Below are 22418 nucleotides of genomic sequence, written 5' to 3'. Positions count from 1 at the left end.
GACAACACATGAATATTACCCGCAGGGCCGTTCTGGCCACCGCAGTGCTTGGCGCTTTCACCGGCGTGTTTGCCAGTCCTTCCGCGCTTGCCGCCAAACCGCTGACCATTGGCTTTTCCCAGGTCGGCGCCGAAAGCGAATGGCGCACGGCCAATACCCTGTCGATCAAGGATGCCGCCAAGAAGGAAGGCGTCAACTTGAAATTTGCCGACGCCCAGCAGCGCCAGGAAAACCAGGTCAAGGCGATCCGTTCCTTCATCGCCCAGAGGGTCGACGTGATTGCCTTTTCGCCGGTCGTGGAATCGGGCTGGGAAACCGTGCTGCGCGAAGCCAAGGACGCGAAAATTCCCGTCATCCTGACCGATCGTGCCGTCAACGTCACCGATCAGTCGCTGTATGTCGCCTTCATCGGTTCCGACTTCGTCGAAGAAGGGCGCCGTGCCGGCCGCTGGCTCATGGAACGTGCCGCGAAAACCCCGGATCGCACCTTCAATATCGTGGAATTGCAGGGCACCGTCGGCTCGGCGCCGGCCATCGATCGCAAAAATGGCTTTGCCGAAGTCATCGCCGCCAATCCGAAGCTGAAAATCACGCGCTCCCAGACCGGCGACTTTACCCGTGCCAAGGGCAAGGAAGTGATGGAAGCTTTCCTCAAGGCGCAAGGCAAGAGCATCGATGTGCTGTACGCCCACAACGACGACATGGCCATCGGCGCCATCCAGGCGATTGAAGAGGCTGGCCTCAAGCCCGGCGTCGATATCCTGGTGATTTCGATCGACGGCGTGAAGGGGGCATTCCAGGCCATGATCGCTGGCAAGATGAACGTCACCGTCGAGTGCAGCCCGCTGCTCGGACCGCAACTGATGTCGATCGCGCGCGATGTCGTGGCAGGCAAGCCCGTGCCGAAGCGCATCACAACGGTCGAGGGCGTGTTCCCGGCTGAAGTGGCTGCCAAGGAACTGCCAAACCGCAAATACTAGGCTGTCCCATGAGTCAGGCAATGCAAGCCGACCCTCCGGTGCTGGAGCTGCGCGGTATCAGCAAGCAATTTCCCGGCGTGAAGGCACTCAGTAACGTGGGCCTTCAGCTGTATGCGGGTGAAGTCCACACCCTGATGGGCCAGAACGGGGCCGGCAAGTCCACCCTGATCAAGGTGCTGACGGGCGTGTATGCGCCCGACAGCGGCACCATCGTCATGGAAGGGCAAGAGATCCGCCCGGGTTCGACCCAAGATGCGCAGCGCCTCGGCATCAGCACTGTGTATCAGGAAGTGAACCTGTGCCCGAACCTGTCGGTGGCCGAGAACATTTTCATCGGCCGCTATCCGCGCAAGTTCGGCATGGTGGACTGGGCCGGCATGCGCGCCCAGGCCGCCATCCTGCTGGAGCAGCTGGAAGTGCGCATCGACGTGCGCGCCCAGTTGTCCAGCTTTCCGCTGGCGATCCAGCAAATGGTGGCGATTTCCCGTGCGCTCAACATTTCCGCGCGCGTACTCATTCTCGACGAACCGACCTCCAGCCTCGACGAGGCGGAAGTGCAGTTGCTGTTCCGCGTACTGCGCAAACTGCGCGACCAGGGCATGGCGATCCTGTTCGTCACCCACTTCCTCGAACAGACGTATGCGATTTCGGACCGCATCACCGTCATGCGCAACGGCGAACGCGAGGGTGAATATGCCTGTGCCGAGCTGTCGCGCCTGGCGCTGGTGAACAAGATGGTCGGCGCGCCCGATGCCAGCGAGCATCCGGCCGAGCTCGTCCATGCGAGTGCCGCGCAGGCTGCGCCGTTCACCTTGCTGCAAGCCCGCGGGCTGGGCCGCAAGGGGGCGCTGGCGCCGCTCGACCTCGAACTGCGCGCCGGCGAAATGCTGGGCCTGTGCGGCTTGCTCGGTTCCGGCCGCACCGAGGCGGCGCGCCTGCTGTTCGGGGCCGACAAGGCCGACAGCGGCACGATCCGCATTGGCACGCGTACCCAGCCGTTCAGCTCGCCGCGCGATGCCATCGAAGCCGGCATCGGCTTTTGTTCGGAAGACCGCAAGCACGAGGGCGCGATCCTGGAACTGTCGGTGCGCGAGAACATGATCCTGGCCTTGCAAGCGCGCGCCGGCATGCTGCGTGCCATTCCCTTGCGCCAGCAGCAGGCCTTGGCGCAAGACTATGTGAAGTGGCTGGACATCAAGACGGCCGATATCGAGACGCCGATTGGATCATTATCCGGCGGGAATCAGCAAAAAGTGCTGCTGGCGCGCTGGCTGGTGACCGCGCCGGCCATGCTGATCCTCGACGAACCCACGCGCGGCATCGACGTGCGCGCCAAACAGGAAATCATGGATTACGTTAGTGGACTTTGTCGCAAAGGGATGGCAATTCTCTTCATCTCCTCCGAACTCCCGGAAGTTCTGCGCTGCAGCGACCGGCTGGTCGTGATGCGCGACCGTAAGGCTTGCGGCGAATACCAGCGCGGCGAACTGGACGATACCTCGGTGCTGCAAGTCATTGCGGGAGACGCGGCGTGATGGCCGCACCGGCACAGGCCGCGGCGAGGGACGATGCAACGCCAGCCCTGGCAGCGCTGCTGCGCCATTCACTGTTCCGTCCGCTGGCGGCGCTGGCGGTCCTGCTGCTGATCGACCTGGTCGCCATTCCCGGCTTCTTTCACCTGTCGATCAAGGATGGCCACCTGTACGGCAGCCTGGTCGACATCGTCAACCGCGCCGCGCCCCTCATGCTGGCCGCGCTCGGCATGACCCTGGTGATCGCCACGCGCGGCATCGATATTTCGGTCGGCGCCGTGGTGGCGCTGTCGGGCACGGTGGCAGCCATGCTGATCGGCGGCGGTCCGCAGGCTGAACTGCCCCTGATATGGGCGATGGCGGCCGCCATGGGCGCGTCCCTGCTGTGCGGGCTGTGGAACGGGGTGCTGGTTTCTGCGCTGGGCTTGCAGCCGATTGTCGCCACCTTGATCCTGATGGTGGCGGGCAGGGGACTGGCGCAGTTGCTCACCGATGGGCAGATCGTCACCGTGTACTACGAACCCTTCTTTTTCCTCGGTGGCGGTTACTTCGCCGGCCTGCCGTTTTCGCTGACGGTGGTGGCGCTGGTGTTCGCGGTCATCGCGCTGATGATGCGCAAGACCGCGCTCGGCCTGTTCATCCAGGCGGTCGGCATCAATCCGGTGGCGGCGCGTCTGGCGGGATTGAAGACGGCGTCCTTGATCATTTTTGTCTACGTGTTCTGCGCTGCCTGCGCCGGACTGGCCGGGCTGATGATCAGTTCCAACATCAAGAGCGCGGACGCGAACAATGCCGGCCTGCTGCTCGAACTCGATGCGATCCTGGCCGTCACCCTGGGCGGTACCTCGCTGGCCGGCGGCAAGTTCAGCCTGGTCGGCAGCGTGATTGGCGCGCTGATCATCCAGACCCTGACCTACACCATCTACTCGCTGGGGGTGCCGCCGGAAGTGAACATGGTGGTCAAGTCGGTCGTCGTGTTCCTCGTGTGCCTGTCGCAATCGGCCGAGTTTAAAAAAATGTTTTCGCGTGCGAGGGCTGCATGAAATCGCCTTACTTTACCCCACTGGTGACGGTCGTCCTGCTGTTTGCCATGCTTGGCATCGGCGGGGCCGTGTATCCGGGCTTGCTGTCGGTTCAGGTTATCCTGAATTTGTTGATCGACAATGCCTTCTTGCTGGTGCTGGCGATCGGCATGAGTTTCGTGATTCTGTCCGGCGGCATCGACCTGTCGGTCGGCTCGGTGCTGGCACTGGCGACCATGATATCGGCCTGGCTGTTGCAGGTGGCGCACTGGCCGCCGCAAGCGGTGATCGCGCTGGTGCTGGTGCTCGGTGCGCTGTTCGGCGGCGGCATGGGCGCGATGATTCACTACTTCAAGCTGCAACCGTTCATCGTGACCCTGGCCGGCATGTTCCTGGCGCGCGGGCTCTGCTACCTGATCAGCATTAACTCGATCACCATCGACGATCCGCTGTACCTGGCCATGTCGCAAACCCAGCTCGGCTTTCTGGGCGGTTTCGTGTCGCCAAGCGCGCTGATCGCGCTGCTGATGCTGGCGCTGGCCATTTTCCTGGGCCACTTCACCGCCTTCGGGCGCGGCGTGTACGCCATCGGCGGCAATGAGCAGTCGGCCCTGATGATGGGCTTGCCGGTGGCGCGCACCAAGGTGCTGGTGTACGCCTTCAGCGGCTTTTGCGCGGCGCTGGCGGGAGTGCTGTTCTCGTTCTACATGCTGTCGGGCTACGGCCTGCATGCCCAGGGCACGGAACTGGATGCCATCGCGGCGGTCGTCATCGGCGGCACCTTGCTCAGCGGTGGGTATGGCTATGTGGCCGGTGCGCTGTCCGGGGTGCTGGTGCTGGGCACGATCCAGACCTTGATCGCCTTCGATGGCACGCTCAGTTCGTGGTGGACCAAGATCGTCATCGGCGCCTTGCTGTTCGTGTTCTGCGTGGTGCAGCGCCTGATGGCCATGGGCGCTGCGCGGCGTGCGGCGGCCTGATCGGCCCGGCCTGCGCGGCCCGGCGCGGCCCGACCTGCGCGGCCCGACCTGACCTCATTCTGACTGATAACAACGGGAGACAAGCATGATCAAATACGCACTGGGCGCACTCGCGCTGGGCATCGCCACGGGAGTTGCCTCGGCGGCCAACCCCATCGTCAGCAATGTTTTCACGGCCGATCCGGCGGCGCTGGTCGACAAGGGCCGCGTCTATTTGTACGTCGGCCATGACGAAGCTAAACCGGACGGCAAGAATTTCGTGATGAACGAATGGCGCGTATATTCCTCGTGCGACATGAAAACCTGGAAAGACCACGGCTCGCCGCTGAAGTTTTCGACCTTCAAGTGGGCCGGGCGCGATGCCTGGGCGGGCGACATCACCAAGCGCAACGGAAAATACTATTTCTATTCGACGGTCGACCACAAGACCATTCCCGGCAAGGCCATCGGCGTGGCCGTGTCCGACAGCCCGACCGGGCCGTTCGTCGACGCGCGCGGCAGCGCCTTGGTGAGCAACGACATGACCAAGCAGACCGACATTTTTTGGGATGACATCGATCCAGCCGTGTTCATCGATACCGATGGCCAGGCTTGGCTGTACTGGGGCAACACCGTGCTCAAATACGCCAAGCTGAAGAGAAACATGACCGAGCTGGACGGGCCAATCATGAGCCATGCGATCGAGGGCTTCACCGAGGCGCCTTACGTGCACAAGCGCGGCGCCACGTATTACCTGTCCTATTCGCGGTCCTTCCCGGAAGAGATGGTCTACGCCACCAGCGCCAGCCCGGCCGGACCGTGGACCTTCAGAGGCGTGATCATGGAGAAGAACGAGAATGTCAACACCATCCACCAGGCGATTATCAAGTTCAACGGAAAGTCCTACGTGTTCTATCACAACGCCAAATTGCCCGGTGGCGGAGAATTCCGGCGTTCGGTGGCGGTGGAAGAGTTGTATTACAACGCAGGTGGCAGCATCCGGTTCGTGCCGCAGACAGCCGCCGGCCCGGCCGCCAACCCGTCTCCCGGCTGTCAATGATATCCGGATCGGTATGTTGCCCCGCGTACCGATACTTATTAGGGGTATGATTCCATGATGGAGACACTCAACCCCAACTGGTTTTTAAAGGCGCGCCTGAAAACGCGCCAACTGCTGCTGCTGATCGCGCTCGACGATCACCGCAACATCCACCGCGCCGCCGAAGCGCTGCACATGACCCAGCCGGCGGCGTCCAAACAGATCAAGGATCTGGAAGAGATGCTCGACGTCAAGCTGTTCGAACGTTTGCCGCGCGGCATGGAGCCGACCATGTTCGGCGAAACCATGGTGCGCCACGCCCGCATGGCGCTGACCAGCCTGGCCCTGGCGCACGACGATATCCTGGCCCTCAAGGCCGGGCTGGCGGGGCAGGTGGAGGTGGGGGTGATCATGACACCCGCCATGGCGCTGCTGCCGCGTGCTATTTCCCGCATCAAGCAGCATGCGCCCATGCTGCGGATTGGCGCGCACGTGGAAGCGAGCAATATCCTGCTCGACAAACTGCAGCACGGCACGCTCGACTTCATGATCGGACGCATTCTGGAAAAAGAAAATTCCGCCGGCCTGATCTACGAAGAATTGAACGAAGAGCCCGCTTGCGCGGTGGTGCGCGTGGGCCATCCGCTGATGGAGGTCCCCAAGCTGGAGTTGAAGCACATCGCCGACCAGCCCTGGATCCTGCCGCCGCACGGCAGCATTCTGCGCCACCGCTTCGACATGATGTTCCGCCGCGCCGGGCTCGATATTCCGGTGAACGTGGTCGACACCACGGCGCTGCTCCTGATCACAGCGCTGCTGCAGCAGACCGATTCGCTGCACGTGATGCCGGTCGACGTGGCGCAGTATTACGCCTCGCTCAATGTACTGAGCATCTTGCCGATCGAATTGCCGTGCAAGATGGATGCCTTCGGTATCATCCGCCAGAAAGACCATTTGCTCTCGCCGGGCGCGGAACTGCTGTTGCAGGCGGTGCGCGACACGGCGCTGGAAATGGCATGAACCGCTGGCCGGCTAGAAATTCGGGCTCCCGCCTGCGCGGGAGATGCATCGTCAATATTGGGAACCCATGCAATGAGTAAAGACACCACCGTAGTGCGACCGCGCGAGATCACCCTGCGTTTCCTGGCCGAGCCGACCGATGTCAATTTCGGCGGCAAGGTGCACGGCGGCGCCGTGATGAAATGGATCGACCAGGCCGGCTACGCCTGCGCGGTCGGCTGGAGCGGTTATTACTGCGTCACTGTGTATATCGGCGGCATCCGCTTCTATAAGCCCATCTTCATCGGCCAGATCGTGGAAGTGAAGGCGATGGTTGTCCACACAGGCAACTCCAGCATGCACATCGCCATCGATGTCTCGGCCACGGAACCGAAGACGGGCGCGCGCAAGCGCACCACGCGCTGCCTGATCGTGTTCGTGGCGGTCGACAACGCCGGGGACACCGTCACGGTGCCGACCTGGACCCCGGTCGATGAGGATGACAAGCGCTTCGAGCAGTACGCCATCAATATGGCGGCCTTGCGTAAAGAGCAAGAAGACGAGCTGCAGGCCACCGAAGCTGCCCCGCCGGTGTGACCAAAACACCACAGTTGTGGTTTTTTGGTGAAAACTTTTCAATTTCAAAACAGTTATGTTCGCTACCGAACCGAAGCACTGTTGTGAATAAGGAATAGTGGATACCGAGCTAAGCACAAACGCATTAGCGATGACCTAATCAGCGATAAACCAACGGGCAGGCCCAGTCTGCCCCAACACATAAACGAGAGAATACAACATGACCCTGACTAAGAAAATCGGTACTCTGAGCGCAATCGGCATCGCCATGCTGGCAGGACAAGCATCGGCACAAGACCAGTTCGTGAATCCAGAGTGGGCAAACCACGCCACCTACATCGGCGCCGGTATCGGCCAGTCGCGCAGCTATACCAAGGCGGCTCCAGTGATCCGCAACCTGAACGCTCAGGGCGGTTTTGTCAATTCGTGGAACGCTGACGAAAAAGACATGGGTTACAAATTGTTCGTCGGTAAGCAACTGAGCCGTTACTTCGCTATCGAAGCCGGTTTCTTTGATCTGGGTAACTTCACCCTGAAAACCACCAACAACTTCGGCGGTGTCGTCAATGCTGAACAGAAATACAAGGGCGTGAACCTGGACCTGATCGGCCAAATTCCGATGGGCGAGCGTTTCTCGGTCTACGGCCGTGCCGGTATGCATTACACCAAGGCAAAAACCCAATTCTCCGGTAACCGCGCTGTCGGCATGTTCGCCGGCGAGCACAGCGAGAAGAAGCTGAACCCGAAAGTCGGCGTTGGCCTGGAATACAAATTCACCGAAGCGCTGGCACTGCGCGCCGAAGCTGAAAACTATCGCGTCGACGATGCGCTGCGCAACAACGGCAACGTGCGCCTGTACTCGATGAACCTGGTTTACAAACTGGGCCGTCCAGCAGCATCGGCACCAATGCCAGCACCGGCGCCAGCGCCAATGCCGGAAGCCACGCCAGCACCAGCACCGGCACCAATGCCGGCACCAGCACCGGCCCCAGTGCCAGTGTCGGAAAAAGTATCGTTCGCTGCTGAAGCCCTGTTCGACTTCGACAAATCGGTTGTCAAGCCAGAAGGCAAAGCCGCTCTGGACGATCTGCTGAACAAGCTGCAAGGCATGAACACCGAAGTCATGGTTACCGTTGGCCACACCGACTCGGTCGGTTCGGACGCTTACAACCAGAAACTGTCGCTGCGCCGCGCTGAAGCTGTGAAAGCCTACATCGTGTCGAAAGGCGTGGAAGCATCGCGCGTGTACACCGAAGGCAAGGGCGAGTCCCAGCCAGTCGCTGACAACAAAACGGCAGAAGGCCGCGCTAAAAACCGTCGCGTGACGGTTGAAGTGGTCGGTACCCGTACCACCACCAAGTAATCTTCCGCTGCACTGAAAAGCCGCCGTGCCCGCAAGGGCCGGCGGCTTTTTTTACGTTTACTGCTGAGTGTGTTGCCGCGGTAATGAATATTTCCGCTATTAAAACGCTATGTACGGTGGCGAACGGAGGGGGGCGTAGTAAACGGCAATAGTGAGTGACGTCGCTGCTTTCCAGCTACATGCTCACACCCAAGGAACAACAATGAAAATCACTATGCACGCGAGGGCGCTCATTTGCGCCGCCGGATTGCTCGCCGTCGCCCTTCTCGCCGCGTGCGGCGGCGGCGGGGACAAGGGGCGCGACCCGATTCTTGGCCAGCCGGCCGCCGCCCTGGTCAGCGTCGCCGTCACGCCAGCCAACGCCACCGCGCTGACCGCTGAAACGCGCCAGTTCACCGCCACCGCCACCTACGCCGATGGTAGCTCGCGCGACGTCACGTCGGCCTCGGCCTGGCTGTCCGGGTCGCCCGGCATTGCCAGCGTCACCCCCGCCACCGGCCTGGCCACCGGCCTGTCTGCCGGCAGCTCGGTCATCACCGCCTCGTTTTCCAGCAAGTCCGGCGCCGCCACCCTGGCGGTGACGACGCCCTTGCCGCCGCCGCCGCCCGTGGTCACCTTGTCGTCCATCGCGGTGACGCCGGCGACGGCCTCCATCCAGGTGGGATCGACCCAGCAATTCATTGCCATCGGCACCTACTCGGATAACTCGACCGCCATCATCACCAACGCGGTGACCTGGAACTCGGCCACCAACGCCAGCGGCACGATCGCGCAATCCGGCATGGCTTCCGGCGTCGCGGCCGGCACCACGACGATCAGCGCCAGCGGCGGCGGCAAAACCGCCAACGCCATCCTGACGGTCACCGCCGTGCCAGTCGTACCGCCGGTCGTACCGCCAGTCGTGCCACCTGTTGTTCCACCGGTCGTGCCACCAGTCGTGCCGCCAGTCGTTCCACCGGTCGTGCCGCCAGTCGTGCCACCGGTCGTGCCGCCAGTCGTGCCACCGGCTACCAATATCAGCCTGGGCCGCGCCGCCAGCTTTGCCGTGCTCGCGGGTACCTCGATTACCAACAATTCCGGCGGTACCACCCTGGTGACTGGCGACGTCGGTGCGCCATCGCAAACCACCGCGCCAACCCAGTCCGCCGGCTATGCGAACTACAGCTCCGGCGCGATCCTGGCGGGCGCACTGGCTGACTTGCAAGTTGCCGTGACCAGCGCGAACAGCCAAACCTGTACCGTAAGTTCCGCTTCCGGTGTCGACCTCGGCGGTCTGGTGCTCACGCCTGGTGTGTACTGCTATGCCGGCGCCATCAGCATCACCGGCACGCTCACGCTCAACGGTCCTGGCGTGTATATCTTCCGCACCGCCTCGACCCTCAACAGCACGGCCAATGCCATCGTGGCGCTGACCGGCGGCGCTTCGGACAGCAGCCTGTACTGGATTCCGGCCGGCCCGACCACCCTGGGTGCGAACGGCGTCTTCAAGGGAGCTATCCTCGCCCAGTCCGCCGCCATCACCGTCGGCGACAACACGAGCCTGTTAAACGGCCGTGTACTGAGCGGCGCCGCGGTCACCCTGCGCAATAACCAGATCAGCAAATAATCCGCCCCCCGGCCGACCTTCCATTTTTCGAAAGCACATCATGACAATAGCAAAACATATCGGCGCCCTGAGCGTCATCGGCTGCGCCCTTCTGGCAAGCCAGGCGGCACGGGCGGACGAGCCCTTCGTCAACCCGGAGTGGGCCAACAGCGCTTGGTATATCGGTGCCGGGATCGGCCAATCGCGCGCCAATATCGACAACGAACGCCTCACGCGCAGCCTGACCGCCAATGGCGCCGTGCTGAACTCCTTCAAGGTCGACGAGCGCGAGCTGGCTTACAAACTGTTCGTCGGCAAGCAGTTGAACCGCTACTTCGCGGTGGAAGCCGGCTATTTCGATCTGGGCAAATTCGGCTTCGATGCGAGCACGTCCCAGAATGGGCGGCTGATCGGCGAAGCGGGCTTCCGTGGCGTCAACATGGATCTGGTCGCGCAAGTGCCGCTGTCCGACCGCTTTTCGGTGCTCGGCCGGCTCGGCATGAATTACGCCAAGGCCAGCACGCACTTCCGCGGCAACCGCCTGTTTGCGGTGACCAATCCCAACCCGACCGAGCGCAAGCTCAATGCCAAGGCCGGGCTGGGCCTGGAATACAAATTCAGCGAAGCGCTGGCCCTGCGCGGCGAAGTTGAGCGCTACCGGGTCAACGATGCCGTCGGCAATCGCGGCGATGTCGATTTGGCGTCCCTGAGCCTGGTCTACAAGCTGGGCCGTCCCGCAGCAAGCCGGCCAGCGCCGGTCGCGCCGATGCCGGCCCCGGCGCCGGTAGCGGCCGCTCCGGCACCGGCCCCCGCCGCGCCAGCGCCCGCCCCGGCCGCCCCGGTCGCCGTATCGGAAAAAGTCTCGTTTGCCGCCGAAGCGCTGTTCGACTTCGATAAATCGGTGGTCAAGCCGCAAGGCAAGGCCGCGCTCGACGAGTTGCTGGCCAAGCTGCAAGGCATGAATACCGAAGTGATGGTCACGGTCGGCCATACCGATTCGGTCGGTTCCGATGCCTACAACCAGAAACTGTCGATGCGCCGTGCCGAAGCGGTCAAGGCCTACATCGTCTCGAAAGGTGTCGAGGCGTCGCGCGTGTACACGGAAGGCAAGGGCGAATCGCAGCCGGTTGCCGACAACAAGACGGCCGAAGGGCGCGCCAAGAACCGCCGCGTGACGGTGGAAGTGGTCGGCACCCGTACCGTCAACAAGTAATAGCTCCGCCAGCAACTGTTGCTCAACCGGGGTCAGACCCCATTGCATCGACAGCAACAGTTGCTGAACCGGGGTCAGACCCCATTACATCAGCGGCAACAACCATACCTCACGCGCAAGCGCGGAAAGCGATGCCTGCCGATTTTGGCCCGAAGCGGGCAGTGAATCGGCCTGGCGAGACTTTCCCGTTGTGTTTTAGTACAATGTTGCCAATCTTTAAGCCGTTATGTTCGATGGCGCACAGAAGAGCTTTGTGCGTGAGAGAATAGTGTCGAATCTATCTCGTAACGGCGAGAAATTTTCATTCCCAAGGATGCTTCAATGAACATTAAAAAATATGCAACAACCCTGCTATGCGCGAGCGGCTTGCTGGCCGTGTCCCTGCTGGCAGCCTGTGGCGGCAGCGGCGACCATGGCCGCGATCCGATTCTCGGCTTGCCGGCCGCGCAACTGGTCAGCGTCACGGTCACCCCGCCAACGGCCACCGTACTGACCGGCGCCAGCCAGCAATTCGTGGCGACCGCCAGCTACGCCGACGGTACCTCGCGCAACGTGACTGACGTGTCGGTATGGGCCTCGGCTTCGCCAACCATCGCCCGCGTGACCCCTGCCGGCGGCCTGGCCACCGGCCTGACGCCGGGCAGCGCCGCCATCACCGCCGCCTTCGGCGCCAAAACCGGCGCCGCCACCCTGGTGGTCAACGCACCGGTACCGGTCAACCCGCCGGTGGTCGTCAGCCTGACCGGCCTGTCGGTCACCCCGGCCGCCGCCAGCGTGCGCGTCGGCGCCAGCCAGCAGTTCACCGCCATCGCCACGTATTCCGACAGCTCGACCGCCGTCGTCACGAATAAGGTGAACTGGACCTCGGGCAGCACCGCCATCGCTACCGTTGCCGCATCGGGCAGCGCTACCGGGGTGGCCGTTGGCAATACCGTGATCACCGCCAGCTCGGGCGACAAGAGCGCCACCGGCGCGCTGACCGTCACCCCGGCCGTGATCGTCGACCCGCCGGTTGTTCCGCCAGTCGTTCCGCCAGTCGTGCCACCAGTTGTTCCACCGGTCGTGCCACCAGTAGTGCCGCCAGTAACCAACCCGCCAGTGACGCCCGTCATTGAGGTCCCGCTTAACGGCGGCATCGGCCTTGGCCGCGCACGCGAATTCGCTGTGCTGGCAGTGACCACCATCACCAACAATGCTGGCGGCACCACCTTGGTGACCGGCGACGTCGGTGCGCCCGTGCAAAACGTCGAGCCGCCCCAGCCCATTGGCTTCCGCAACGTCAAGTCCGGTTTCGAGCTGAGCGGTCCGTACGAAGATCTGCAAGTGGCCGTCACCAATGCCAACAACCGTCCTTGCGCCATCCTGTCGGACGCCGGCATCGACCTCGGCGGTCTGGTGCTCCAGCCTGGCGTGTACTGCTATTCCGGCGCGATCAGCCTGACCGGCAAGCTGACCCTGAGCGGCAACGGCACCTACATCTTCCGCACCATGTCGAGCTTGAACACGGCCGCCAACTCCAGCATTGTCCTGACCAACGGTGCCAGCCTCGACAATCTGTTCTGGGTGCCGGTCGGAGCGACCACCCTGGGTGCCAACAGCGCGTTCCAGGGTACCGTCCTGAGCCGGAGCGAAGATATCACCGTCGGCGACGGCGCGACTGTGTTGAACGGTCGTTTGTTGAGTGGCAAGGCTGTAACCTTGCGCAACAACAAGATCGCCAAATAAGAAAAATTTCTGAGAGAGAACAATGACCTTGACTAAAAAAGCGGGCCTCATGGGCGCCATCGGTTGCGCCCTGATCGCGGGGCAGGCAGTAGCAGCGGACGACGTCTTCATCAACCCGGAGTGGGCAAACAGCGCCTGGTACGTGGGCGGCAACATCGGCCGCTCGCGCGCCAATATCGACGACGTGCGCCTGATCCGCAGCCTGACCGCCAATGGCGCCGGCCTGAACTCGTTCACTGCGGATGAGAAAGATGTCGGCTACAAGCTGTATGTCGGCAAGCAGCTGAACCAGTACTTCGCGGTCGAGGCCGGCTTTTTCGACTTGGGCAAGTTCAGCTTCAAGTCGACCACCACCCAGAACGGCACGCTCAACGGCGAAGCCGGTTTCCGGGGCGCCAATCTGGACCTGGTGGCGCAGGTGCCGCTCTCGCAGCGTTTCTCGGTATTTGGCCGCGCCGGCATGAACTATGCCAAGGCGACCACGCGCTTCGATGGGAACCGCCTGTTCGCGGTGACCAATCCAAGTCCGAGCGAGCGCAAGCTCAACGCCAAGGCCGGTCTCGGCCTGGAATACAAGTTCAGCGAAGCGCTGGCCCTGCGTGGCGAAGTCGAGCGTTACCGGGTCAACGATGCCGTGGGTAACCGCGGCGATGTCGACCTGTTCTCGGTGGGCCTGGTCTACAAGATTGGCCGTCCGGCCGCCAAGGCCGCCCCGGCACCGGTCGAGCCGGCGCCGATGCCGGTCGTGCCGACCGTGGCGCCGGAAGCGGCCCAGCCAGCGGCCGAGCCAGTCAAGCCGATGAATCCGGTATCGGAGAAATCGACTTTCTCGGCTGAAGCCGTGTTTGCCTTCGACAGCGCCGTACTGCGCCCGGCCGGCAAGGCGTCGCTCGACGGCTTGCTGGCCAAGCTGCAAGGCATGGATGCCGACGTCATGATCACGGTCGGCCACACCGACTCGATCGGCCGCGCCGCGTACAACCAGAAGCTGTCCTTGCGCCGTGCCGCTTCGGTCAAGGCTTACCTGGTGTCGAAGGGTGTCGATGCCGCGCGCGTCTACACCGAAGGCAAGGGCGAAACCCAGCCGGTAGCCGACAACAAAACGGCGCAAGGCCGCGCCAAAAACCGCCGCGTGACGGTGGAAGTGGTCGGTACCCGCAGCGGCGCCAAGTAATCGTTGGCAAAGCTGAACCAGAAGCGCCGGGCTCGATGCCCGGCGTTTTTTTTGCCTCAACCGTGCAAGCTTGCCCGCAGCGGCGACTGGGTCGGCGAAGCATCCCCGGACCGCCTCAGCGCATCGGCCGGCTCAGCGCCTAGCGCTTGCTGGCCAGCACCAGTACGCCGCCAGCCACCATGGCGATGCCCGACCACTCGCGCAGGCTGGGCCGTTCGCCCAGAAATGCGAAGGCGAACACGGCCACCAGCACCAGGCTGAGCTTGTCAACGGGTGCGACCTTGGAGGCCTCGCCCATCTTGAGTGCCCGGAAATAGCATACCCAGGACGCTCCCGTGGCCAAGCCCGACAATCCAAGGAATAACCAGGTGGTCGAGGTCAGCGCCAGCGGATTGGACCACTTGCCGGTGTACACAACGAAGGCCGCCAGGAGGACCATGATGAACGCCGTCCGGATCAGGGTGGCGAGATCGGAATCGACATTCTGGATGCCGATCTTGGCGAAAATGGCGGTCAATGCCGCAAATACGGCGGAGAGAATCGCCCAATAGAACCAGTGATGCGCTGTTGCCATGGCGCTTGCCTTTATCGGTGTGGTGAAACTGACGGTTGCGGGGATGGCGTGCCTTGAGCGCCACACGGTCATCTTTTTCAAACGGGACTGGAGACGAGTGTAGCGGACCGCATGGGCGTCGATGCCAATATCGACCAGCATAATGCAGGCTGGTCGTACGAGCACATCGACGTCAGCGCCGTGTTCGTGTGGCAGCGTACGGTAAGCGCCGGCGCGCTGGAGTGTAATGAGGGCTCGCTTCCCACCGACAATCTAACATGCGCAAGAAAACCAATGGCGCTACCGTCGCCGCCGCGCTGGCGCGGCCCGGCTTCGTCCAGGTGCGCGGCGCGCGCGAGCATAATCTCAAGAACGTCGATGTCGACATTCCGCGCGACGCCCTGGTCGTGTTCACCGGCGTGTCCGGCTCGGGCAAGTCCTCGCTCGCTTTCGGTACCCTGTACGCCGAGGCGCAGCGGCGCTATCTGGAATCGGTGTCGCCCTATGCGCGCCGCCTGTTCCATCAGATGCCGGTGCCGGAAGTGGACGATATCGACGGCTTGCCGCCCGCTGTCGCCCTGCAGCAGCAGCGCGGCTCGCCCACCACCCGCTCCTCGGTCGGGAGCGTGAGCACCTTGTCCAATTCCCTGCGCATGCTGTACTCGCGCGCCGGCGACTATCCGGCGCACCAGCCGCTCCTGTACGCCGAATCGTTTTCGCCGAATACGCCGCAAGGGGCGTGCCCCGAGTGCCATGGCCTGGGCCGCGTGTATCAGGCCAACGAACAGTCGATGGTCCCGGACGACAGCCTGACCATCCGCGAACGCGCCGTCGCCGCCTGGCCCACCGCCTGGCACGGCCAGAACCTGCGCGATATCCTCGTCACGCTCGGCCACGATGTGGATACGCCGTGGCGCGACCTGCCCAAAAAAGTGCGCGACTGGATCCTGTTCACCGACGAGCAGCCGACTGTGCCGGTGTACGCCGGCTTGACGCCGGCCGAAGTGCGCGCGGCGCTGGGGCGCAAGGAAACGCCGAGCTACCAGGGCACCTTCACCGGCGCGCGCCGCTACGTGCTGCACACCTTCGCCAGCACCGAAAGCGCATCGATGAAAAAGCGCGTGGCGCGCTACATGGTCAGCGCCGAATGCCCGCTGTGCCGCGGCAAGCGCCTGCGCCAGGAGTCGCTCTCGGTCACGTTCGCAGGCATGGACATCGCCGACATGTCGCGCCTGCCGCTCGACCGCCTGTCAAGCTTGCTGCGGCCCTTCGCCGATGGCAGCGCGCCGAAAAATGCCAGGGCGGCGGCACTGCATCCTGAAAAAGCCATCGTCACGCGCCGCATCGCCGACGACCTGGCCGCGCGCCTGGACGTGCTGCTGGCGCTGGGCCTGGGCTACCTGTCGCTGGAACGCAGCACGCCGACCCTGTCCCCGGGCGAACTGCAGCGCCTGCGCCTGGCGACCCAGGTGCGTTCGAACCTGTTCGGCGTGGTGTATGTGCTCGACGAGCCGTCCGCCGGCCTGCATCCGGCCGATACCGAAGCCTTGCTCACCGCGCTGGCCCAGCTCAAGGCGGCCGGCAATTCACTGTTCGTGGTCGAACATGCGCTCGACGTGATCGGCCACGCCGACTGGATCGTCGATGTCGGCCCCGAAGCCGGCGAGCAGGGCGGCCATGTGCTGTACAGCGGCCCGCCCGATGGCCTGCGCCAGGTCGAGGCGTCGCACACGCGCCGCTATCTGTTCGCGGCCGAGCCGCCGACGCCGCGCGCGCCGCGCCGGCCAGCGGCATGGCTGCGCCTCGAAGGCGTCACCCGCAATAACCTCGACCGGCTCGACATCGACCTGCCGCTCGGCGTGCTGGCCAGCGTGACCGGCGTGTCCGGCTCCGGCAAATCGACCCTGGTCAGCCAGGTGCTGGTGGACCTGGTGGGCGCCGCGCTCGGCCAGCCGCAGATGGCGCAGGCCGACGACGCCGATGAGCCGGAACACGAAGAAGTCATGCCGACCGAGGGGCGCATCGCATCGGGCATGGAGCGCATCTTGCGCCTGGTGCGGGTCGACCAGAAGCCGATCGGGCGCACCCCGCGTTCCAACCTGGCCACCTACACCGGCCTGTTCGACCATGTGCGCAAGCTGTTCGCCGCCACCAACACCGCGCGCGCCCGGCGCTACGACGCCGGCCGCTTCTCGTTCAACGTGGCCAAGGGCCGCTGCGGGCATTGCGAAGGCGAGGGGCAGGTGATGGTCGAACTGCTGTTCCTGCCCAGCGTGTACGCGCCGTGCCCGACCTGCAACGGCGCGCGCTACAACGCCAAGACCCTGGAGGTGAGCTATCAGGACAAGAATATCGCCGAGGTGCTGGCGATGACGGTCGATGCCGCCGCCGCGTTCTTTGCGGAGGAAGCGCCGGTGGCGCGTTCGCTGGAAGTGCTGCGCGACGTCGGCCTGGGTTACCTGCGCCTCGGGCAGCCGGCCACCGAGCTGTCGGGCGGGGAAGCGCAGCGCATCAAGCTGGCCACGGAACTGCAGCGGGCCGCGCGCGGCAGCATGTTGTACGTACTCGACGAGCCCACGACCGGCTTGCACCCGTCCGACGTCGACAAGCTGCTGGTGCAGCTCGAACGCCTGGTCGAAGCGGGGAACAGCGTCATCGCGGTCGAACACAATATGCGGGTGGTGGCCGCCAGCGACTGGGTGATCGACATCGGTCCGGGCGCGGGAGAGGCGGGCGGCAAGGTGGTGTTTTCGGGGCCGCCGGCTGCGCTGGCGCGCGAAAAACGCAGCCGCACCGCGCCTTATCTCAGTAAATTCCTGGCGGTGAAAAGCTGATGCATGCCTGGAAACACAGGCGGAAGGCGAAAGCGAGGGAGCGTCAGTGTGACGGGGACAAGGGCTCGAGGCGGCCCGGCAAGGGGGCACCGCATGGAGCGTTCACGGACTTAATGAAAGAACAATGCTGCCGCAGTACCGCTTAACACGTCGGTGGAGCACAACAGATAGGTTGCGGCGCTAGCAAGGGCGACGTGCAGGGCAGCCCAAGTCAGTGGAAATAAGCGCATCATGATGTCCTCCGGTCGTGCGTTGAAAGAATGGCTTTCGGTATGTGATCATCTTAGTCAATGTTCTCGATAGAAACTATCGGCAAAACGTCCGACAACATGTAGGACGTTGGCTCGCCACCTTTGCTGTTGCCATTCTCCTACGAAAAATGTAGGCGACGTCCTATGGTGCACCGTTTGTGTGCGCCATAAAGTTGTGACATGACTACTCATAACCGACAACTCCTCCACAACGGCGCCCGCGCCGCCCGCCGCCATACCATCAACAAACTGCTGCGCTCGATTTTCGGCGTGGAGCGTTTGCGGGATGGCCAGCAACAAGTGATCGACAGCGTCCTCGACGGCAAGGATACGCTTGCGATCATGCCCACCGGCAGCGGTAAATCGCTGTGCTACCAGATTCCCGCGCGCATTCTCGACGGGACCACGATTGTGGTCTCGCCTTTGATTTCGCTCATGAAAGACCAGCTCGAAAAGCTCGATGCGCTCGGCGTGCGCGCCGTGCAGGTCAACAGCAGCCTCACGCGCGAGGAAGAAGACGCCGCCATGGAAGGCATCCGCGCCAGCTTTCACGAAATCGTGTTCTGCACGCCGGAGCGCCTGTCGACGCCATCCTTCCTGGAAGCGCTCAAGGAAATCGAGGTCGCGCTGGTGGTGATCGATGAAGCGCACTGCATTTCGCACTGGGGCCACGATTTCCGTCCCGCCTACCTGGAAATGGCGGCCGCCATCGATGCGCTGGGGCGTCCGCCCGTGCTGGCGCTGACCGCCACCGCGACCGACGACGTGGTGGCCGATATCGCCCGCCAGCTTGGCCGTACGCGCATGAATGTCGTCAATACGGGTATCTACCGTCCGAACCTGCACTACCGCGTCGTCCAGGTCACCAATAACGACGAGCGCTATGCGCGCGCGCTGGAATATGTGCAGGCGTCGAGTGGCGTGGGGATCGTCTACGCGGCCACCGTCAAGGCGGCCGAGGAAATGCTGGCGATCCTGGTGGGCGCCGGCGAAAGCGCGACGCTCTATCACGGCAAGCTGCCCGCCGCGGAACGCAAGCGCAACCAGGACGAGTTCATGTCGGGCGACAAGCGCGTGATGGTCGCCACCAACGCCTTCGGCATGGGCATCGACAAGCCCGACACCCGTTTCGTGCTGCACCTGCAACTGCCCGCCAATCTCGAAGCCTATTACCAGGAGTCCGGCCGCGCCGGGCGCGATGGCCTGGACGCTGAATGCACCCTGTTGTACTTCCAGGACGACAAGCGCCTGCAGCAGTTCTTCCTCGTGAAGCACTACCCGAGCGCGAACGACCTGAAGGCGGTCTACGATGCGGTATGCGCGATGGCGCAGGAAGGCAAGGTCGGTTTCGAGCGCGTGAACGATGAACTGGACGAACTGGCCGCGGGCAAGCTGAAAATCTGCCTCAAGCTGCTCAAGGACGGCAAGCTGCTGCGCCAGAACCGCAAGCTCGAATACATCGTGACGCCGAAAGAGGCCAGCGCCGGCCTGTTCGAGGAGCTCTCCGCCATCTACGCACGCAAGCAGGAGCGCGACCGCGAATCGCTGGAACAGATGGTATCGTACGCGGTAAGCGGCTTTTGCCGCTGGAAGGTGCTGCTCGATTACTTCAAGGATGAGGTGGAGGGCTTCGACAAATGCTGCCGCTGCGATAACTGCCTCAATCCTCCGGCGGTGGCCGAGATTGAAATTCGCGACGACGAATTCGAACGCGCTCCGGAACCCGGGCCGGCCGCGCCGCATTTCGAGCCGGGCACCCAGGTACGCGTGGCCAGGTTTGACGTCGGCACCGTGGTCGCCATGGCGGGCGACCAGGTGACCATCGACTTCCCCGAACACGGCGAAAAGACCTTCCTGGCCGATTACGTGGAACCCGCTTGACCAGCAGTGTGATTGTCAGCGCCGTCCAGCGGCGCGAGGAAAAGAACATGGGAGAGCACACATGTCGGACATGGTAGTGGTACGCAAGGAGGGACTGTTCTGCGTCCCCGGACAGTTCTACATCGACCCCTGGCGGCCTGTGGACCGCGCCGTGATCACTCACGCGCATGGCGACCACGCGCGCGTCGGCCACGGCCACTATCTGTCGGCCGCCAGCGGCGTGAATGTGCTGCGCTCGCGCCTGGGCGAGATCCATATCGACGGCCTCGAATACGGCGAGCGCATCGTGCATAACGGCGTGACGGTGTCGCTGCATCCGGCCGGCCACGTGCTCGGCTCGGCCCAGGTGCGCATGGAGCACCGCGGCGAGGTGTGGGTCGCTTCCGGCGACTACAAGGTGGAGCCGGACCGCACCTGCGCGCCGTTCGAGCCGGTGCGCTGCGACACCTTCATCACCGAATCGACATTCGGGCTGCCGATCTACCGTTGGCAGCCGGAGCAGGAGATTTTCGATGACGTCAATCGCTGGTGGCGCAAGAATGCCGACGAGGGCCGCGCCAGCGTGGTGTTCGCCTACTCGTTCGGCAAGGCGCAGCGCATCCTGTCCGGCCTCGATCCATCGATCGGCACCATCATCTGCCACGGCGCGGCAGAACCGATCAACCGCGTCTACCGCGAAGGCGGCGTGGCGCTTCCGCCCACGGTGATGGTGACCCAGGTCGACAAGGCGGCCATCAGGCGCGCCATCGTGATCGCGCCGCCATCGGCCGCCGGATCCACGTGGATGAAGCGCTTCGGCGACTACAGCGATGCGTTTGCCAGCGGCTGGATGCAGCTGCGCGGCGCGCGCCGCCGGCGCGGCGTCGATCGCGGCTTCGTACTGTCCGACCATGCCGACTGGCCCGGCTTGATGACGGCGATTCGCGCCACCGAAGCGCCGCGCGTGATCGTCACCCACGGCTCGATTCCCGTCATGGTGCGCTGGCTGCGCCAGGTGGGGCTGGATGCCGCCGGCTTCGATACCGAATACGGCGACGAGGACGAAGCCGTGGAAGCTGCGGCCAGCGCGGAGCCGACGCCCGAGGTGACGGATGCGTGAGTTTGCCCGCCTGTACACCGAGCTCGATGAGACGACCGCCACCAACCGCAAGCTCGAGGCCCTGCAAGCCTACTTCGGCAGCGCCGCGCCGGACAACGCCGCCTGGGCGGTCTACTTCCTGGCCGGCGGCAAGCCGCGCCAGGCGGTGCCGAGCAAGCTGCTGCGCCAGTACGCCATCGAATACGCGCAGCTCGACGAATGGCTGTTCGACGAGTCGTACAACGCCGTCGGCGACATGGCCGAAACCATCGCCCACATCCTGCCGCCGCCCGAGCGGCAAAGCGACATTGGCCTGGCCGAATGGATGCAGGAGCGCATCGGCCCCTTGCGCGGCGCCGATCCCACCGCCATCCGCACCGCCTTGTTCGGGTTCTGGAACGAGCTCGATTGGCGCGAACGCTTCCTGCTGACCAAATTGATCGGCGGCGGCTTTCGGGTAGGTGTGTCGAAACTGCTGGTCACGCGCGCGCTGTCGTCGCTGGCGGCGGTCGACAGCAAGCTGATTGCCCAGCGCCTGATGGGCTGGACCGACGGCAGCGTGCGTCCCACCGCCGCCGGCTTCCTGCAACTGATCGCCGCCCAGTCCGACGAAGAGCACAAGCTGCGCGGCGGCCAGCCCTATCCCTTCTTTCTCGCGCACCAGTTGCAGGGCGAGCCGGAAGGGCTGGGGGAGGTGGGCGACTGGCAGGTGGAATGGAAGTACGACGGCATCCGTGCCCAGTTGGTGCGGCGCGGCGCGCAAAACTATCTGTGGTCGCGCGGCGAAGACCTGATCACCGAGCGCTTTCCCGAGCTGGCGGCGCTGCATCTGCCGGAAGGCACCGTCGTCGATGGCGAAGTGCTGATCTGGACCGGGGAAGACACGCCGGCCGCGTTCGCGGACCTGCAAAAACGCATCGGCCGCAAGACCTTGTCCGCCAAGCTGCTGGCCGAACTGCCGGCGGTGCTGGTGGCCTACGACCTGCTGGAGCAGGATGGCGTGGACCTGCGCGCGCTGCCCCAGCACGAGCGGCGCGCCCTGCTGGAGGTGCTGGTGCGCGAGACCGCCAAACCGCAACTGAAATTGTCGCCGCTGATCCACGCTGCGAGCTGGCACGAACTGGCGCGCGTGCGCACCGAATCGCGTGCGCGCGGCGTCGAGGGCATGATGGTCAAGGCGCGCGACGCCCAGTACGGCGTGGGCCGCACCAAGAACGTGGGCACGTGGTGGAAGTGGAAGGTCGATCCATACACCATCGACGCGGTGCTGATCTACGCGCAGGCGGGCCATGGCCGGCGTGCCTCGCTCTACACCGACTACACCTTCGCGGTGTGGGACGCGGACGGCGAGGGCGGCGAGCGCAAGCTGGTGCCATTCGCAAAGGCGTACTCCGGCCTGACCGATGCCGAAATCGCGGTGGTCGACAATGCCATTCGCAAGACCACCATCGAAAAATTCGGGCCGGTGCGTTCGGTGCGCCCGACCATGGTGTTCGAGATCGGTTTCGAGGGCATCGCGCTGTCGAGCCGCCACAAGGCCGGCATCGCGGTGCGCTTTCCACGCATCTTGCGCAAGCGCGACGACAAGAGCATCGACGACGCCGATTCGCTCGATACCCTCAAGGGCCTGCTGGCCGCAGCCGGCGCATGAGTA

At 63.8% G+C, this 22418-nt stretch carries 17 protein-coding genes; 16 read left to right on the top strand and 1 reads right to left on the bottom strand.

Annotated features, from left to right (window positions below; genetic code table 11):
* Nucleotides 1-8 precede the first annotated feature (8 nt).
* The 12 genes from IV454_RS32225 to IV454_RS32170 all read left to right on the top strand — a co-directional run bounded on the left by IV454_RS32225 (nt 9) and on the right by IV454_RS32170 (nt 14167).
* Entirely contained in the window at nt 9-980 is a 972-nt protein-coding gene (locus IV454_RS32225; RefSeq protein ID WP_206089611.1) for an ABC transporter substrate-binding protein, read from the top strand.
* Nucleotides 981-1000: 20 nt separating this feature from the next.
* Nucleotides 1001-2515, top strand: a complete 1515-nt coding sequence (locus tag IV454_RS32220; RefSeq protein WP_206089610.1) for a sugar ABC transporter ATP-binding protein — start codon at nt 1001-1003, stop codon at nt 2513-2515.
* Entirely contained in the window at nt 2515-3555 is a 1041-nt protein-coding gene (locus tag IV454_RS32215) for an ABC transporter permease (RefSeq protein WP_206092936.1), read from the top strand. The genes IV454_RS32220 and IV454_RS32215 overlap by 1 nt, the downstream gene beginning before the upstream one ends.
* Nucleotides 3552-4514 carry a galactofuranose ABC transporter, permease protein YjfF gene (gene yjfF / locus IV454_RS32210; protein WP_054263992.1) on the top strand — a complete coding sequence of 321 codons (963 nt, stop codon included), beginning with the start codon at nt 3552-3554 and terminating at the stop codon, nt 4512-4514. Before IV454_RS32215 ends, yjfF begins: the two co-directional genes overlap by 4 nt.
* Before the next feature lie 85 nt (nt 4515-4599).
* Nucleotides 4600-5553 (top strand): glycoside hydrolase family 43 protein, encoded by a 954-nt coding sequence (locus IV454_RS32205; RefSeq protein ID WP_206089609.1) that lies wholly within the window; start codon nt 4600-4602, stop codon nt 5551-5553.
* A 57-nt stretch (nt 5554-5610) separates the two neighbouring features.
* The gene (locus IV454_RS32200) at nt 5611-6552 is read left to right on the top strand and encodes a LysR family transcriptional regulator (protein ID WP_206092935.1); all 942 of its coding nucleotides are present in this window, start codon (nt 5611-5613) and stop codon (nt 6550-6552) included.
* A gap of 72 nt (nt 6553-6624) precedes the next feature.
* Nucleotides 6625-7128, top strand: coding sequence for an acyl-CoA thioesterase (locus IV454_RS32195; RefSeq protein WP_206089608.1), 504 nt, complete (start codon nt 6625-6627; stop codon nt 7126-7128).
* Nucleotides 7129-7327: 199 nt separating this feature from the next.
* Entirely contained in the window at nt 7328-8470 is a 1143-nt protein-coding gene (locus IV454_RS32190; RefSeq protein ID WP_206089607.1) for an OmpA family protein, read from the top strand.
* Nucleotides 8471-8672: 202 nt separating this feature from the next.
* Nucleotides 8673-10076 (top strand): ice-binding family protein, encoded by a 1404-nt coding sequence (locus tag IV454_RS32185; RefSeq protein WP_206089606.1) that lies wholly within the window; start codon nt 8673-8675, stop codon nt 10074-10076.
* 40 nt (nt 10077-10116) lie between these two features.
* The gene (locus IV454_RS32180; RefSeq protein WP_206089605.1) at nt 10117-11268 is read left to right on the top strand and encodes an OmpA family protein; all 1152 of its coding nucleotides are present in this window, start codon (nt 10117-10119) and stop codon (nt 11266-11268) included.
* Between the two features lie 321 nt (nt 11269-11589).
* Nucleotides 11590-12993, top strand: coding sequence for an ice-binding family protein (locus tag IV454_RS32175; RefSeq protein WP_206089604.1), 1404 nt, complete (start codon nt 11590-11592; stop codon nt 12991-12993).
* A 22-nt stretch (nt 12994-13015) separates the two neighbouring features.
* The gene (locus IV454_RS32170; RefSeq protein ID WP_206089603.1) at nt 13016-14167 is read left to right on the top strand and encodes an OmpA family protein; all 1152 of its coding nucleotides are present in this window, start codon (nt 13016-13018) and stop codon (nt 14165-14167) included.
* 139 nt (nt 14168-14306) lie between these two features.
* Here IV454_RS32170 and IV454_RS32165 read toward each other — a convergent pair whose 3' ends face one another.
* On the bottom strand, nt 14307-14741 hold the full coding sequence (locus IV454_RS32165) for an EamA family transporter (RefSeq protein ID WP_206089602.1): 435 nt from the start codon (nt 14739-14741) through the stop codon (nt 14307-14309).
* Between the two features lie 257 nt (nt 14742-14998).
* Here IV454_RS32165 and IV454_RS32160 point away from each other — a divergent pair, with 257 nt between their 5' ends.
* The 4 genes from IV454_RS32160 (at nt 14999) to IV454_RS32145 (ending at nt 22415) form a co-directional block, all read left to right on the top strand.
* Nucleotides 14999-17554 carry an excinuclease ABC subunit UvrA gene (locus IV454_RS32160; RefSeq protein WP_206089601.1) on the top strand — a complete coding sequence of 852 codons (2556 nt, stop codon included), beginning with the start codon at nt 14999-15001 and terminating at the stop codon, nt 17552-17554.
* A gap of 431 nt (nt 17555-17985) precedes the next feature.
* Entirely contained in the window at nt 17986-19686 is a 1701-nt protein-coding gene (locus IV454_RS32155; protein WP_206089600.1) for a RecQ family ATP-dependent DNA helicase, read from the top strand.
* Between the two features lie 61 nt (nt 19687-19747).
* Entirely contained in the window at nt 19748-20785 is a 1038-nt protein-coding gene (locus IV454_RS32150) for a ligase-associated DNA damage response exonuclease (protein ID WP_206089599.1), read from the top strand.
* On the top strand, nt 20778-22415 hold the full coding sequence (locus tag IV454_RS32145; protein ID WP_206089598.1) for an ATP-dependent DNA ligase: 1638 nt from the start codon (nt 20778-20780) through the stop codon (nt 22413-22415). Before IV454_RS32150 ends, IV454_RS32145 begins: the two co-directional genes overlap by 8 nt.
* The last annotated feature ends 3 nt before the right edge of the window (nt 22416-22418 follow it).

Origin of the sequence: Massilia antarctica (assembly GCF_015689335.1) — a bacterium.
Lineage (GTDB): Bacteria > Pseudomonadota > Gammaproteobacteria > Burkholderiales > Burkholderiaceae_D > Telluria_A > Telluria_A antarctica.
This window is presented reverse-complemented; position numbering and strand designations above follow the sequence as displayed.

Coding starts and splice junctions, on each gene's coding strand:
- IV454_RS32205 (WP_206089609.1), top strand. CDS start 4,600: ATGATCAAATACGCACTGGGCGCACTCGCGCTGGGCATCGCCACGGGA.
- IV454_RS32155 (WP_206089600.1), top strand. CDS start 17,986: ATGACTACTCATAACCGACAACTCCTCCACAACGGCGCCCGCGCCGCC.
- IV454_RS32145 (WP_206089598.1), top strand. CDS start 20,778: ATGCGTGAGTTTGCCCGCCTGTACACCGAGCTCGATGAGACGACCGCC.
- IV454_RS32225 (WP_206089611.1), top strand. CDS start 9: ATGAATATTACCCGCAGGGCCGTTCTGGCCACCGCAGTGCTTGGCGCT.
- IV454_RS32185 (WP_206089606.1), top strand. CDS start 8,673: ATGAAAATCACTATGCACGCGAGGGCGCTCATTTGCGCCGCCGGATTG.
- IV454_RS32165 (WP_206089602.1), bottom strand. CDS start 14,741: ATGGCAACAGCGCATCACTGGTTCTATTGGGCGATTCTCTCCGCCGTA.
- IV454_RS32170 (WP_206089603.1), top strand. CDS start 13,016: ATGACCTTGACTAAAAAAGCGGGCCTCATGGGCGCCATCGGTTGCGCC.
- IV454_RS32175 (WP_206089604.1), top strand. CDS start 11,590: ATGAACATTAAAAAATATGCAACAACCCTGCTATGCGCGAGCGGCTTG.
- IV454_RS32220 (WP_206089610.1), top strand. CDS start 1,001: ATGCAAGCCGACCCTCCGGTGCTGGAGCTGCGCGGTATCAGCAAGCAA.
- IV454_RS32150 (WP_206089599.1), top strand. CDS start 19,748: ATGTCGGACATGGTAGTGGTACGCAAGGAGGGACTGTTCTGCGTCCCC.
- yjfF (WP_054263992.1), top strand. CDS start 3,552: ATGAAATCGCCTTACTTTACCCCACTGGTGACGGTCGTCCTGCTGTTT.
- IV454_RS32215 (WP_206092936.1), top strand. CDS start 2,515: ATGGCCGCACCGGCACAGGCCGCGGCGAGGGACGATGCAACGCCAGCC.
- IV454_RS32160 (WP_206089601.1), top strand. CDS start 14,999: ATGCGCAAGAAAACCAATGGCGCTACCGTCGCCGCCGCGCTGGCGCGG.
- IV454_RS32180 (WP_206089605.1), top strand. CDS start 10,117: ATGACAATAGCAAAACATATCGGCGCCCTGAGCGTCATCGGCTGCGCC.
- IV454_RS32195 (WP_206089608.1), top strand. CDS start 6,625: ATGAGTAAAGACACCACCGTAGTGCGACCGCGCGAGATCACCCTGCGT.
- IV454_RS32190 (WP_206089607.1), top strand. CDS start 7,328: ATGACCCTGACTAAGAAAATCGGTACTCTGAGCGCAATCGGCATCGCC.
- IV454_RS32200 (WP_206092935.1), top strand. CDS start 5,611: ATGGAGACACTCAACCCCAACTGGTTTTTAAAGGCGCGCCTGAAAACG.